Here is a 13805-nt window from a genome sequence, read left to right on the forward strand (position 1 = left end):
TAGGCTTGTCGCCTCATTCGCAAGCAGCCTTGGAGAAAAATGCATGAGCATCGATCCCACCCTGAGCAAGGTCTATTCGGTCCAGTCGCCCGACGACTGCGTCGACGCCTACCGTGACTGGGCGAAGGGGTATGAGGACGATGTGGTCGGCCGTTTCGGTTACGTGGCGCCGCGCGTGGCGGCGGAAACCTTTGCCCGCTTCGCCGAAGCCGGAGCATCCCCGGTGCTGGACGCCGGATGCGGCACCGGCCTGGTGGGCGTGGAACTGGCGGGCCGCGGATTCCCCTTGGTGGACGGTCTGGACATCTCGCCGGAGATGCTGGGCGAGGCGCGGGCCAAGGGTGTCTATCGCGACCTGATGGAAGCGGACATGACCAAGCCGCTGACGGCGCTCGCGACGGACGCTTATGCCGGCGTGATCTCGGTGGGGACGTTTACCCACGGCCATGTGGGCACGGAGGGCCTGCCGGAGCTTCTGCGCGTGACGCGACCGGGGGGCATTGTCTGCCTGACCATCAACGAAGGCGTCTACGAGGATTACAGGTTCGAGGACGCCTTTGCCGCCATCGTCCGCGACGGTACGGCGAAGATGCTGGAAAACCGCAAGGCGGACTACCTGACCGACCAGGGCATCGGCTGCCGCCTCACCACGCTGCGGGTGGCCTGACGCTGCGCCTTAGAACAGGGCGTCTTCCACCATGCCGCACAGCAGGTGGCCGACGGCGATGTGCATTTCCTGGATTCTGTTGGTGCGCGTGGCCGGCACCTTGATGCACAGGTCGCAGGCCTCGGCCATGCGGCCGCCGCCGGCGCCCGTCAGGCCGATGGTGCGGATGCCCTTGCCGCGTGCCACCTCCAGCGCGGCCAACACATTGGCGCTGTTGCCGCTGGTGCTGAGCCCCACCAGCACGTCGCCGGCCCGGCCGATGCCTTCGACCTGGCGGGCGAAGACATGCTCGTAGCCGTAATCGTTGCCGATCGCGGTCAGGGCGGAGGTGTCGACGCTGAGGGCCAGTGCAGGCAGGGCGGGGCGGTCGCGCATGTAGCGACCCATCAGTTCGGCGGACAGGTGCTGGCTGTCGGCGGCCGAGCCGCCGTTGCCGCAGAACATGACCTTGCCGCCGGCCTTCAGGCTCTCGATCAGCATGGCCGCGGCCTCGGCGACCACCGGGGCCTGCTCCTGCAGTTTGACGAAGTTGTCGGCGGCCTCCTGGAAGGCGGCGGCAATGCGGCGAGCGTCGCTCAACGGTGATCTCCGGTTCGTGCGTCGGCAGAGCGGAAGATAGGACCACGCTGGTGCGGGCGTCCACCGAAATCAACAGCCCCGTCCAAGCGTCCCGGGCTGAAACCGCATGGGCGTCTTGGGGGTTCGAGCACCCCTCCGCCATTCAGGATCTGGCGGCGACAGGGGGGCCTTTTGAGGTGCTTTCAAAGCCGGCCGGTTGCTTCTGCAGGTTCTGATTAAGCGCAGCGCGATGTCTCACGAACTGGGCGCACTACATGGCGCTCAGGGGTTCCTTCATCCCCTCGGCCGGATGCGTTTGCGCCAGCGCGTCATCGTGCAGGCGTCGATGGGCGGATTGCGCTGAGCGAGCTCGGTGCCGCACAAGGGCTGCCAGTAAGGCCACCGCTCGACCACTTCCTTGTTGGACAGGTCCTGGATGTGCTTGAGGTGGTGGCGGCCGACCTTCAGTCGCGTCGGCTTCGCCTTCCGCACCACGCCCTTGAAGAAGCTGCCGACGGCTCCATTGCCTCGACAGATGCGCATGACCCCACAGTGATGGTGCACGAATGACTTCAAGATCGACTTCGAGACGAGCTCGAAGCCGTACCAAGATCATCCCGAGGGCGTCGTGCGTCCGCCTTGGGACACCATCGTGATCCTCTCGTAGCCGCTTCGTGTGGGCTTCGAAGTCCTCTTGAAAGCGTTTTGCACGCGCTTCAAGGTCATCTCGAGATCGCCTCGAGATGACCTCGATGCTCACGCTGCGCCGTCCTCATATTCCGTTCATATTTCTCCTCGTATTCAATTCATATTTCCTCCCGTCTTCCGTCGTCCGCACAAGCTTCAAGCCCCAAGGATTCCGCGGCTTTCGGAGGTTCGGCGTGGCACTTCCGGCCTGGGCGCCAACTGGCGCCCGAGGCGCCTGGACCTGTGTCCGCGTTGCGGTGGATGTCGTGGCGGAAGACCAGCGCTGCGTCGTCGAGGTTCTGTCGTTACGCCTGAAGGGAACGCCGGGCAAGATACGGCTTGAGCGCTGCCGGTCGGAAACACCAAAAGGTTGTTGGGCAAAAGCGCACGGTCATCGAGCTGCCGGCCGCACTACGCCGGCATGCCGTCGTCAATGGTAGACCTCGGCGCTTCCCGCAGGCCACGCCCTGCGGTGCGCCACGATCGGCGTGGTTTAACTGTTCAGCGCCAGCGGCGGGCAGGGGATGCATCCCTCGTTTTGGTGAGCTTGGAAGAGAATGAAAATTCTTCTGGGCAAGAGCGGCGCAGATGGCCCTTCGGCCCTGCGCCTCCACACCCACGTAAGGGAAACCATCAATGACAGAACACGCTTTCGTGCTTTGGATCGGCGGCGACAGTGATCCCGCCGCTCTTCCTGACCGACCGGGGGCCTCGCCCCGAGCGATCGAACCGCACGCCGACGCTAACGAGAACCCGTTCAGCCATTGGACGGATGTGATCGCCTACGTCCTTCTGGAAAGGGCGCCAAAGAGCAACATCTGGGATCTCCGCGACGCTCGGGTGCTGCAGCGCAACACCGGCGGCGAAAAGAGAATGCTGCAGACGTTCTTTGACGCTGTGGCGGCTTATCCTGAGGCCACGATCGTCACCTTCGACGGGCTTCGGCTCGAACTCGCGATGCTGCGCGCCCGGGCGCTGACCTACCGCTTGGCGGGGCCGGCGCCGCTCGTGGCCGCGACCACAGGCCAGCCGCCGCACATCGACCTTCGGCGGGCCTTGTCGGCCGTATACGGCGAGGAAGCACCGCATCTTGAGGCGATCGGCGCCGTGCTGCAACTGCCGGACGGCACGGCCGCAGGGCTGAAGACGGCGACCATCGTGTCGCCGGTGAGCATCAACGCCAGTTTCACCGGGATCTACCTCAGCAAGGCCATCACCGTCGCAGCGCTGTTCCTTCACCATGAACTGTACAGCGGATGTCTTGACGCGGCAGAGCATCAGGTCTCCTGCAGCAATCTGCGAAACGCGGTGCAGCAACTCGAACATCGCCGGCGAGTTCCAGCCGGCCTCGCACAGCAGATCTAATAGCAGCATCAACTTATTGTGGCACCCGCCGCGCCCCTTGGGTGCGGCGGGCCCTTTTTCTTGGAGCTTAGTATGACCGAAAAGCATCCCCTCAACGTGCGTGTCGACGCCGACTTGTATTGGCGGGTCAAGGGTGCGGCGATACGGCGGCGCATGACCCTCACCGGGCTCGTCGAGTTGGCCCTGGAGGAATACCTTTGGCGCGATCACCTTCGCGACCTTCCCAAAAAGCAGCGGAAGGAAGAGAAAAAGCGAAGGAAACGCGACCAGAGCGGCTGAGCCGCTTCGTTGACAAGACCGGTTAAAACGTGCGCGCGGCTGCTTCTGGAAAGCCAGGGGCCGGCGCGCACGCAGGCGCCCTGCTTGGCCATCGGGATCTGCCCAACGAGAATAGGATGGCTCTGCTGACAGTACGATGGCCGCTGGCTGGCCATAGGGCGGGCGCACCTGTGCCGAGGTCGTGCCGGCTTCCTCGACCGCGCCGAGGGCGGTATTGCGAAGCGATGGCGGTTCTTGACGACCAAGAAAAGGCCGCCGGTGTCGGAGCCCGGTTCACGGACCATCGGGCGAAACCCTACACGAAGCACCGAGAATAATGCACGCTGCGAATGGCGGCCGCAAAGCCCAGATCAGTGAGCGGCAGACCCGGCGGGTCGACAGGAACCCGCGCCTTCCTGCCCAGAAACGCGATCATCGCTCCTGGCGCACCCGCGGTGATCTGCTGGAGGATGTGTGGGAGACGGGCGGCCTGCCGATGCCGGCGGGCGCCGGTTTCAAGCCGGTCACCCTCTTCGAGGAACTGGAGCGGCGCGTCCGGATGGGAACTCGCCACCTCGCTGGCGAACACTCAGGGGGCGGGTTGGCAGAGGCACCTCGGTTTTCGATGCGTCGCCTCCAAGCCTGGAACCGTCAGAACGCGCCCACCGGCTGCCAAAGTGGGCCGTGCGTTTTGAAAGGAAGGTCGTGCTATCCTAATGAAACAAGAAAACGGTCAAGTGCCTGAAAAGAAGCCGCTTTCAGGCGAGAAACCTGAAGAAGACCCGAAGGCCATCCGAGGGATACATCAAGGCGACCCGGTTGTGATCGGGATGCGACCCTAGTGGGGCCTTGAGGTGATTGTGAGGCAGCCTTAGGTGGACGCTCCGGCGTCCTTGTGGGACCCTGACGGTGACCGTGAGCAAATCGGCGTATCACCCGGGCGTGGCCAAGGCGCGCTCTGGAGGAGCACGCGCGATCCAAGGGCGGACCTGCAGAGGTCGCTTGAGGGTGACCCCGAGGACGCGCCGGGGATTGCGCCTTGACGCTCAACCCAAAAATCCTTAATCCATCCTCCCACCGTGACCAAAACGCCAAAGCCCTGCCGCCATGATATGCTTGCAGGGCTTTTTCATTGCCTGACCAGAGGAGGAGAGGCCGCCGTGACCCGTTCCGAGATCGCCAGGGTTCAGGAGTATCTCCGCATCACCTTCGCCAACCCCCGCATCGTGGTGAAGCCGCCCAAGAAGCAGGGACAGCCGGTGGAGGTTTACTGCGCCGACGAGTTCATCGGCGTCCTGCATCGCGACGAGGACGAGGGCGAGGTCTCCTACGATCTGCACATGTCCATCCTGGACCTCGACCTGCCGCCGGACCCGTCGGACGCCAAGGGCCTCTGAAGCCGTTTGCGCAACGGGAAGTGGCTCCCATGGCTGACTACGGCTTCTATATCGCCCAGCTGCGCTTCGTCGCCCGCACCACCGACCGGGTGACGCCGCAGGTGGCGGAGATGATGGACGAGCTTGCGCGCATCGCCAGCGCCATCGAGGCCGAGGGCTACGCCTTCACCGTGCCCGCCGGCCGCCTGCGCGTGGCCGGCCGGGCGCTGGCGGGCGTCGCCGGGCTGATGCAAAAGCAGATCCTGCCCGAGGTGGTCGCCGCGGGAAACACCGCCGGCGAGGCGCAGGTGCGGTGGACCATCGACACCTCCATGGAGGCGGTGGCGAACATGACCGTGCACGCGGAACTCACCGGCGACGGCGAGGACTACCGCGTCATCCTGCCGCCGCCGCCGGGTGCCAAGGTGAACTGAGCCGGACTTATTCGGTCGCGGCGTGGGTCACGAAGCCGTCCAGCGCCGTGCCGATTTTTTGCAGCACCTCCTCGCGCGCCTCCAGGCCATGACGCTCCGACAGCCAGGCGGGGTGGTTGTAGGCGATCCAGACCGCGCCGTCCTCGTCCTCCCACGCCAGGGCCTTCTGCGGCAGGTCGATGGCCGTGGTGCGGCTTTCCTGCATGAGCGGCGTGCCCAGCTTGGGATTGCCGAAGATCAGCACCTGCGTCGGCGCCAGTTCCAGGTCCGCGCCCTTGGCGTTCTCGGCGTGGTCGATGCGGGTGAAGACGGTCAGGCCGTTTTCCTCCAGCGTCTCGGCCAAGCGGTCCAGGGTGTCGGCGACGGAGTGGGCGGACTTCTTGACCACCAGCCCCTCGGCGGTGGGCTGGGCGGCGGCCGGGGGTGCGGCGGCGGTGGCGACGGCCAGGATGGCAGCGGCCGTGGCGGCGGCGAAACGGGTCATGGAGCCTCCTTCATCGAACGGTTGTCCCCACCATCAACGCACGACCGCCCCCGCACGCGGCGGGGGCGGGGGTGGGGATGTGGGGGAAGCTTCAGCGCATGGTGTCGGTGACGTATAGGTAATCGCCGCCGGGTGCCGCCTGATGGCAGGCGATGCAGCCCTGGTCCGCGCCCTTGGCGACGCGGCCCGCCAGCTTCATGCCGTCCGGGTTGCTGTCCAGGGAGCCGTCGGGCAGGTACTTGGCCCAGAACCAGTTCATGGTGTCGGGGTCGTACCCGTCCTCGCGCTGGAACATGACGGTCACCGCGCCCAGGTGTTCGGCGCGGTTGCCCTGCACGGCCTCCTTCTCAACGCCTTCCGGGCCGTAGTTGCGCTTGACCGCCACCATGCCGGTGTGGCCGTCGACGGTCATGGTGGTGAAGAAGGTCTCCAGCATGAAACCGTGAGGCTCCACGCCGCGATAGGGCACGGCGTCGATGGCGTTCTCTCCGGCCAGGCGCATGTCGGTCAGTTGCTGCCACAGGGTGGCGGCATAGTCCTGGCTGGCCTGGTCGCCGAAGGGGGCGTCGTCCTGCGCGGTGGCCGCAGCGGTGCCGAGCACGATAGCCAATGCCGCGCCGGCAATGGTTTTCAGGGGATGGACCATGGTTGCCTCCGTCTGTTCGGGAAGGGACGGTCTTGTGTGCCGCCTGTCCTGGTAAGGGTAGCGCGCCGGACCGCTCGGTCCGAAATCACGGTCGCGTGAGAAAAAAGACGGCTCCCGCCGGGGGTCTTGCGGGAGCCGTCGAGGGGCCGAGCGGCAGGGTTACTGTGCCTCGCCCGGCAGGGTGGCGGTCTGGGAGGCATCGCCGCCGTTGGGAACGATGCGGGTGTAGTCGGTCATGTCGTCCAGGGTGTAGCCGGGCGCCCAAGTGTCGCGGGAGGCGATGCTGGTGTCGCCGCGGTGCGGCTGCTGGGTCTCGGTGACGATGCGTTCGAACTGGCCTTCGCCGTTGCTCCGGAACCCGACCGCCCAGGTGTCCCGCGTCTCGATGCGGGTGACGTTGCGGAGGGCGTCGCCGCGCTCGGTCTGGACGTGGCGGATGTAGCTGCCGTCGCCGTCGTAGTGGAAGCCCGGCTTCCAGGTGTTGCTGACGATGGTCTGCACGTCGCTGGCGGCGGCGGGGGCGGTGCCGGCGACGGCGGCGCCAAGCGCGATGGCGGCGGTGGCGGCGACGGTCGCGATGGTCTTGGTGAAGGTCATGATCGTTCTCCTGGTTGGTCGGCGTCCAAAGCCGGTCGAAAGGAGGAAGCGAGGGGTTTTTCGGCTGCTCACGGGGTTGTGAAAACTAAACGGTTCAGTTCGCTTCCGATGACCCAGAGATACGCCGCCAGCCCGTTTGGTGCAAGAGTAAACTGAACTGTTCAGTTTTCACGAAAGCGTGAGGACGGGGCGGCTGCGGTCGAAGCGGCTGTTTCCCGCCGTTTGTCGGGCAGCGGCCCTTTCGGGCGGCCGTCCGGCCCCTCACGTGGAAGGGGAGGACACAGGCAGCCGGAAAGAAGGAGCGGACGACCGCCGATGCCCTACGAGCCCATCGAGAACTACGCCATGATCGGCGACCTGCACACCATCGCGCTGGTCAGCGCGGCGGGGTCCGTCGACTGGTTCTGCGCGCCGTACTTCGACAGCCCCAGCGTCTTCGCGCGTATTCTGGACCACGACAAGGGCGGCCATTTCAGCATCAAGCCGACCGACGAGGCGGCCGCCTGCAAGCAGTTCTACTGGCCGGAGACCAACGTGCTGGTCACCCGCTTCCTGGCCCCGGACGGTGCCGCCGAGATGGCGGACTTCATGCCCGTCGGCCACGCCGGCGGCGAACCCCGCAAGCGCCGCCGCATCATCCGGCGCGTGCGGGTGGAGCGGGGCTCGGTCACCTTCCGGGCGGACTGCCTGCCCGCCTTCGACTTCGCCCGCGCCTCCCACGAGGTGCACGAGGTGGACGGCGGCGTGGTGTTCCGCGCCGACGGCGTGCCCTGCGCTTTCGGCCTTGCCTCCACGGTGCCGCTGTCCATCACGCCGGGCACGGACCTGGGCGACGGCGTCGGGTGCACCTTCACGCTGGACGAGGGCGAGTCGGCGGTCTTCGCCTTCCGCGAACTGCTGCCCGAGGAAGAGGACTGCGCCTGCCTGCCCGAAGGCCCGACGGAGGACCTGTTCCGCGAAACCGTGCGCTACTGGCGCGACTGGATTTCCCACTGCACCTACACCGGACGCTGGCGGGAGACGGTGCACCGCTCGGCGCTCGCCCTCAAGCTTCTGACCTTCGAGCCGACGGGCGCCATCGTTGCCGCGCCCACCTGTTCCCTACCCGAGGAAATCGGCGGGGAGCGCAACTGGGACTACCGCTATACCTGGATCCGCGACGCCGCCTTCACCGTCTATGCCTTCCTGCGCATCGGCTTCAAACAGGAGGCCGGCGCGTTCATGGAGTTCCTCGCCAATCTGTGCTCGGAAACGGAAGGCGAGTGGCCGTTGCAGATCATGTACGGCATCGACGGCCGCAAGCATCTGGCGGAAGAGGAACTGTCGCACCTGGAAGGCTATCGCGGCACCGGACCGGTGCGCATGGGCAACGGCGCCTACGACCAGCTCCAGCTCGACATCTACGGCGAGCTGCTGGACGCCATCTACATCTTCAACAAGTGGGGCGCGCCCATTTCCTATGACCTGTGGCTGTCGGTGCGGCGCTTCGTGGAATGGGTGTGCGAGAACTGGGATCAGCCGGACGAGGGCGTGTGGGAGATCCGCACCGGCCGGCGGCACTTCGTCTATTCCAAGGTGATGTGCTGGGTTGCCATCGACCGGGCGCTGCGGCTGGCCGAGAAGCGCTCGTTCCCGCACGACCGCATGCGGTGGCTGCGGGTGCGCGACAGCATCTACGAGGACATCATGGCCAAGGGCTGGAACGCCGAGCGCGGCAGCTTCGTGCAGTCCTACGGCAGCGACATCCTGGACGCCGCCAACCTGATCATGCCGCTGGTCTTCTTCATGGCGCCCACCGATCCGCGCATGCTGAGCACCCTGCGCGAGACCCTGAAGGCCCCGAAGGAGGGCGGGCTGGTCTCGGACAGCCTCGTCTACCGCTACAACCGCGGCGAATTCCATGACGGGCTGGAGGGCGAGGAAGGCACCTTCAACATCTGTACCTTCTGGCTGGTGGAAGCGCTGACTCGCGCCGGGCGGTTCGATCCCGGCTGCCTGGAGGACAGCCGCATCATGTTCGAGCGCATGCTCGGCTTCGCCAACCACGTCGGCCTCTACGGCGAGGAGATCGGCCCCAGCGGCGAGGCGCTGGGGAACTTTCCCCAGGCCTTCACCCACCTGTCGCTCATCAGCGCCGCTGTGAACCTGGATCGGGCGCTGGGCGGAGAGCCGTCGCGGCCGGTCTAGGCTTCCCCCCGCGCCGGATAACCCTTGTCGGTCACGAAGCCGATCGCCGTCGCCACGTCGTCGAAGTGCGGCCGGCTGAAGGGCATCGAGTTCACCGATGCGGCGTACAGCATGCCGTCAGGCTTGACCAGGAACAGGCCGGGCTCGGAAAACCGTTCGGGTTCGTCTTCCTTGATGCCCTTGGAGATGTAGAGCCCCCAGTCGCGCGCCTGCGCGATGGGCAGGCCGTAGGCGATGGGCAGGTCGCCCAGGTTCCAGACCTTCCAGGCGGTCTTGGCGTTGTCCTCCGTGTCGGTGCTGACCGCCACGGCGGTGACGCCGAGGTCGCGGAACTGCCCGATCTTTTCGTTCAGCTCCTGCAGGTAGCCCTTGCACACGGGACAGTGCAGCCCGCGATAGAACACCAGCATGGTGAAGGCCCTGGGCCGCTGCTCGGCCAGGTCGAAGCGGGTGTCGATGACCAGCGGCAGGTCCAGGGCGGGGACGGGCTGTTGCGGCTTGAGCGCCATGTCGCATGTCTCCGTGTTCGTGACGGACGGCGGCCGGAGGATCGGGCGGTCGGTCCGAATCCAGCCTCTGTCTGTCTACGGTCACGCGGGCGCGAGGATCACGGATTTCCCCCGTCGGCCGGCAGGGCGGCGTACCATTCCGACAGGGCTTCCATGTCCTCGTCCGTCAGGTCTGCGGCGATCAGGCTCATCTGATCGTGGCGGCGCTCGCCGCTTTTGAAGGCCTTCAACTGCTTGACCATGTAGAGCGCCTTCTGCCCCGCCAGGTTGGGGTTGAGCGGCGCGGTGCCGATGCCGTTGCGGCCGTGGCAGGGCAGACAGGTGGACAGCTTGGCCGGTGGATCGGTTGTCGGGGCGGCGTCCTGCGCGGCGGCCGGGACGGCGGCGGACACTACCGCCGCCGTCCACAAAAGGGCCGCCAGCCTCATTCCTCGGGCTCGCGGTAGGAGATGCGGTAGACCGCCCCCGTCAGGTCGTCGGAAACCAGCAGGGACCCGTCCAGGTACTGCACCACGTCGACCGGCCGGCCGAGATATTCGCCGGTGGCCTCGTCGAGCCAGCCTTCCGCGAAGGGCACGTGCTCGATGACGTTCCCCTCCTCGTCGAAGCGGGTCATCATCACCCGCGCGCCGACGGGCGTGGTGCGGTTCCAGCTGCCGTGCTGGGCGTTGAACAGCACGTTGCGGTAGCGCTCGGGGAACTGGTTGCCGGTGTAGAAGGTCATGCCCAGGTCGGCGGCGTGGGCGACCGTTTCCACCACCGGGTTCACCACGTCGGCGGGCACCTCTTCGCCCTTCCACGGCTCGGTGCGGGTGGTGCCGCCGCCGTACCACGGGAAGCCGAAGTTCTGGCCGGCCTGGGTGATGCGGTTGATCTCGCCCGGCGGGATGTCGTCGCCCATGCCGTCCACCTGATTGTCGGTGAACCACAGTTCGCCGGTGTCGGGGTGGAAGTCCATGCCCACAGAGTTGCGGATGCCCGTGGCGTAGCGGGTGGTGTCAGAGCCGTCGCGGTTCATCTGCTGGATGGAGCCGAAGACGCCCATGTCGGAGCCCTTCTCGGGCGGCCACACGTTGTAGGGCTGCCCGATGGAGACGTAGAGCTTGTTGTCGGGGCCGATCCGGCAGACACGGAAGGCGTGGTTGAAGTATTCCTCTTCCGGCGGGAAGAACTGGTCCTTGACGGTCTCCACCGCCACGTCGGGCCCTTCGTAGAAAAACTCGGCGGCCGGGAAGGCGAGCACGCGGTTGTGTTCGGCGATGTAGAGAACGCCGTCGGGGCTGAAGCAGGGGCCGTTGGGGAACTTGAAGTCCACGGATGGGGCGAAGCGCTTCACCTCGTCGGCGCGGCGGTCCTTGTCGCGGTCGGTCACCGCCCAGACGTCCTGCTTGCGGGTGCCGACGAAGACCACGCCGACGTTGGTGCCCACCGCCATGTGGCGGGCGTCGGGCACGATGGCGTAAAGGTCGATCTCGAAGCCCTCGGGCATCTCGATGCGCTCCAGCGTGCGGCGGATGCGCTCGGCCCGCTCGTCATCCTGCGGGATGGTCTTGATGGCGAGACTTTCGCCCGTCTGCTTGAAATCGCTCAGCTTGTCCATGTTCCGGTCCTGCGCTGCGGCGGGGGCCGCAAGTGCGGCGGCGACAAGACCGGCAACGGCCGCCGAGGCGGCCAGCGTGTTCCGCATACCCATGACGCATGTCTCCCGTTAAGACGCATCGTCTTATTGCTCCGCAACAAACTGCGGAGTTCGTCTTGTTTTTCTCTTAACGGTATGCAGCCGCATTTCTAGAAGTCAACGTCCCGCCGAAGCTGTAATACGGCAGGGGCGGGATGATCTCTTTCGGCTGTTATTGCAGACTTTTTATCGACTTGCGGCCTGCCGTGGTCCACATGGAAGGCTTGCGCGTTTCATGGTCGAAAGGGGGCATGCCGCGCGTTTTTCGGCTTCCCGCCCGGCGCGGATGGGGGTAATGGAACGGGAAAGACCCGTTCGTCCGACGACCACGAGGAGAGACCCGCGTGCGCCGCCTGATCTTGCTTTTTGCCGTGGCCCTGCCGCTTGCCCTCTCCGCGCCCCAGGACGCGGGCGCCGACGAGGAAATCCAGGTGGGCATGGCCTCCTGGTACGGCGCCGAACTGGCCGGCAACGCGACCGCGAGCGGCGAGGTCTTCAGTCCCGCCAAGCTTACGGCCGCCCACCCGTCGCTGCCGCTGGGCACCAAGGTGCGGGTGAAGAACCTGGAGAACGGACGCACGGTGGTGGTGCGGATCAACGACCGCGGCCCGTTCGCCAAGAATCGCATCATCGACCTGTCGGAAAAGGCGGCCCGCCAGTTGGACATGATCGACGACGGAGTCGCGCGCGTCCGCGTCGTGCCGCTGGAATCCTGACGGGCCGCGCCCTTCCTACATGAGGAACCCGTCGTCAGCCGGCAGCAGGCGGGCGGACAGGACCTCCTCGGCGTGCGCCGGCAGGTCGGCGGCGGGCAGGGCGGCCCGGTCGGAGTAGGACGACACCGCATCCATGTCCACCTCCCAGGCCACGTCCTCGTCCCAGCCGGCGCCGCGGTCGGTGCTCAGGTGCGCCAGTTCGGGCGGCACGTCGGTCGTGTGCATCTGCGACACGTCGATGATGATCTCCTGGTTCAGCAGGTCGGCGATGGCCAGCGCCGTGCCCGCATCGTCCAGCGAGGCCCCGTTCACCGCGATGTCCTGCGGCAGGGTGGGCTGGTCGGTGTAGGCCTTGTAGGCGAAGCGCCAGGTCTCTCCGTCCTTGAGCACCGCGTTCTCGGTATCGTCCGCCACTGTCCAGCGGCCGTCGGCGGCCTGTGTGGCGGTGCCGTTCCACAGGGTGTCGATGCCTTCCGGCAGCGTGAACGACAGTTCCGGCGTCAGAAGGTCGCCGCCGGTGGTGTTGGTCACCAGCACCTCGGCGACGTAGCCGCTGCTCCACTGGCTGGTCACGGCGCTGGCAACCTCGACCGGCGCGGCGTCGGGAACGGTGATGCCGTTGACGCTGAAGTCCGTCGGCACCGGGTGGTAGTCGCCGGCGCCCTTGATGGCGAAGCGCATGGACTCGCCGGGCTGCAGCATGTCGGTGTCGTCGTCGCGCACGGTCCAGGTATGGCCATCCTGGCCCACCAGGTCCGCGCCCCACACGGCGGCCACCTCCACCGGCAGGTCGAAGGAGATCGTCGGCGCCTCGGCGGCATGGTCGGAGGTGTTGGTGACCACGATCTCGGCCTTGTAGCCCGAGCCCCATTCCCGGGTCACGGCGGCGGAGACGGCGAAGCTGTCGGCCCTGGGCTCCGGCGCGGTCTTGTCGGTGGTGGTGGTGTCGGTCGCCGGCTCGGTGGCCAGCGTGCCTTCGGGCAGCAGGAAGTCCAGCGCGGCGGCGTCCAGTTCCTGGAATTCCGTTGGCAGGCCTTCCGATCCCACCGTGTAGGACATGACGGTGTTGTCCATGGTGTCCAGCGCATCCGACAACGTCACGTCGCCCTCGAACGGGTGCTTGAGGCCAAGCGCGTGACCGATCTCGTGCAGCAGGGCGGTGTAGCCCCAGGTGCCGGGCGTCGGCGCGTCGGCGGAGAACTGCTCGGGGTCGGAGTTGTCCAGGTACAGGAAGGCGTCGGTCTGGAAGTTGGTGATGGTGCCGTTGCCGTCGTGCCAGTACTTCCACGGGGTGTAGGCGACGCCGACGGTGTTGTCCTGCAGGTCGCAGGTGCCGAAGAAGATTTCCGCCTCCGCCGACGGGGCGACTTCCACGCAGTCGACGCCGGTCATGGCCTCCACATGCTCCATGAGCTGGCGCGTGGCATCGATCTGGCTGGCGTTCATGGGCGCATACCCCGGCGCATCGTGGCCGTAGTGGTCGGCCATGGCGTCGGTCTGCATGATCGACCAGGTGATGGTGCCGTCGTCCGGCCAGGGCTGCGGGCGCAGCCACGAGGTGTTGATCAGGGCATCGACGCTGCTGTCGCCCGACAGCGGCGTCTGGTAGTCGGACAGGGTTGCCATGGGATGAGGTCTCTCTT

At 66.4% G+C, this 13805-nt stretch carries 16 protein-coding genes and 1 pseudogene; 7 read left to right on the forward strand and 10 right to left on the reverse strand.

From position 1 onward, the window contains the following. Positions 1-43: 43 nt before the first annotated feature. Positions 44-667 carry a class I SAM-dependent DNA methyltransferase gene (locus tag LG334_RS08615; protein ID WP_404385168.1) on the forward strand — a complete coding sequence of 208 codons (624 nt, stop codon included), beginning with the start codon at positions 44-46 and terminating at the stop codon, positions 665-667. Positions 668-676: 9 nt separating this feature from the next. Here the strand turns inward: LG334_RS08615 and gmhA are convergent, their stop codons facing one another. Beyond that, on the reverse strand, positions 677-1246 hold the full coding sequence (gene gmhA, locus LG334_RS08620; protein ID WP_404385170.1) for a D-sedoheptulose 7-phosphate isomerase: 570 nt from the start codon (positions 1244-1246) through the stop codon (positions 677-679). A 276-nt stretch (positions 1247-1522) separates the two neighbouring features. Further along, positions 1523-1774, reverse strand: a pseudogene (locus LG334_RS08625) (transposase); the annotation flags it as partial. A gap of 774 nt (positions 1775-2548) precedes the next feature. Between LG334_RS08625 and LG334_RS08630 the strand changes: the two are divergent. Further along, positions 2549-3277, forward strand: coding sequence for a hypothetical protein (locus tag LG334_RS08630; protein WP_404385172.1), 729 nt, complete (start codon positions 2549-2551; stop codon positions 3275-3277). A 72-nt stretch (positions 3278-3349) separates the two neighbouring features. Beyond that, the gene (locus LG334_RS08635; protein ID WP_404385174.1) at positions 3350-3556 is read left to right on the forward strand and encodes a hypothetical protein; all 207 of its coding nucleotides are present in this window, start codon (positions 3350-3352) and stop codon (positions 3554-3556) included. Positions 3557-3851: 295 nt separating this feature from the next. Here LG334_RS08635 and LG334_RS08640 read toward each other — a convergent pair whose 3' ends face one another. Next, positions 3852-4124: a hypothetical protein gene (locus LG334_RS08640; RefSeq protein WP_404385176.1), complete on the reverse strand. Its 273-nt coding sequence runs from the start codon at positions 4122-4124 to the stop codon at positions 3852-3854. 571 nt (positions 4125-4695) lie between these two features. On the opposite strand from LG334_RS08640, the gene LG334_RS08645 reads away from it, so the two are divergent. Together LG334_RS08645 and LG334_RS08650 are read left to right on the forward strand one after the other, a co-directional pair. Then, positions 4696-4932 (forward strand): DUF3126 family protein, encoded by a 237-nt coding sequence (locus tag LG334_RS08645; protein ID WP_404385178.1) that lies wholly within the window; start codon positions 4696-4698, stop codon positions 4930-4932. A 29-nt stretch (positions 4933-4961) separates the two neighbouring features. Continuing rightward, entirely contained in the window at positions 4962-5345 is a 384-nt protein-coding gene (locus LG334_RS08650; protein WP_404385180.1) for a hypothetical protein, read from the forward strand. A gap of 7 nt (positions 5346-5352) precedes the next feature. On the opposite strand, the gene LG334_RS08655 is transcribed toward LG334_RS08650, so the two are convergent. From LG334_RS08655 to LG334_RS08665, 3 genes are all read right to left on the reverse strand, one after another. After that, the gene (locus LG334_RS08655) at positions 5353-5829 is read right to left on the reverse strand and encodes a DUF302 domain-containing protein (protein ID WP_404385182.1); all 477 of its coding nucleotides are present in this window, start codon (positions 5827-5829) and stop codon (positions 5353-5355) included. 91 nt (positions 5830-5920) lie between these two features. Continuing rightward, on the reverse strand, positions 5921-6475 hold the full coding sequence (locus tag LG334_RS08660) for a cytochrome P460 family protein (RefSeq protein ID WP_404385184.1): 555 nt from the start codon (positions 6473-6475) through the stop codon (positions 5921-5923). Between the two features lie 159 nt (positions 6476-6634). Next, complete coding sequence (locus LG334_RS08665; protein ID WP_404385186.1) at positions 6635-7072, reverse strand: hypothetical protein; 438 nt, start codon at positions 7070-7072, stop codon at positions 6635-6637. 315 nt (positions 7073-7387) lie between these two features. Here LG334_RS08665 and LG334_RS08670 point away from each other — a divergent pair, with 315 nt between their 5' ends. Next, positions 7388-9259 carry a glycoside hydrolase family 15 protein gene (locus tag LG334_RS08670; protein WP_404385188.1) on the forward strand — a complete coding sequence of 624 codons (1872 nt, stop codon included), beginning with the start codon at positions 7388-7390 and terminating at the stop codon, positions 9257-9259. Here the strand turns inward: LG334_RS08670 and LG334_RS08675 are convergent. The 3 genes from LG334_RS08675 to LG334_RS08685 all read right to left on the reverse strand — a co-directional run bounded on the left by LG334_RS08675 (position 9256) and on the right by LG334_RS08685 (position 11461). After that, positions 9256-9768, reverse strand: coding sequence for a peroxiredoxin-like family protein (locus LG334_RS08675; RefSeq protein ID WP_404385190.1), 513 nt, complete (start codon positions 9766-9768; stop codon positions 9256-9258). The genes LG334_RS08670 and LG334_RS08675 overlap by 4 nt on opposite strands. 98 nt (positions 9769-9866) lie before the next feature. Next, complete coding sequence (locus tag LG334_RS08680) at positions 9867-10160, reverse strand: c-type cytochrome (protein ID WP_404385192.1); 294 nt, start codon at positions 10158-10160, stop codon at positions 9867-9869. 32 nt (positions 10161-10192) lie between these two features. Further along, the gene (locus tag LG334_RS08685) at positions 10193-11461 is read right to left on the reverse strand and encodes a PQQ-dependent sugar dehydrogenase (RefSeq protein ID WP_404385194.1); all 1269 of its coding nucleotides are present in this window, start codon (positions 11459-11461) and stop codon (positions 10193-10195) included. Between the two features lie 329 nt (positions 11462-11790). Here LG334_RS08685 and LG334_RS08690 point away from each other — a divergent pair, with 329 nt between their 5' ends. After that, the gene (locus tag LG334_RS08690) at positions 11791-12162 is read left to right on the forward strand and encodes a septal ring lytic transglycosylase RlpA family protein (protein ID WP_404385196.1); all 372 of its coding nucleotides are present in this window, start codon (positions 11791-11793) and stop codon (positions 12160-12162) included. A 15-nt stretch (positions 12163-12177) separates the two neighbouring features. On the opposite strand, the gene LG334_RS08695 is transcribed toward LG334_RS08690, so the two are convergent. Continuing rightward, positions 12178-13788 carry a cellulose binding domain-containing protein gene (locus LG334_RS08695; protein WP_404385198.1) on the reverse strand — a complete coding sequence of 537 codons (1611 nt, stop codon included), beginning with the start codon at positions 13786-13788 and terminating at the stop codon, positions 12178-12180. Between the last annotated feature and the right edge of the window lie 17 nt (positions 13789-13805).

The sequence above is a fragment of the Caenispirillum salinarum genome (assembly GCF_044803115.1).
GTDB lineage: Bacteria > Pseudomonadota > Alphaproteobacteria > Rhodospirillales > Rhodospirillaceae > Caenispirillum > Caenispirillum salinarum_A.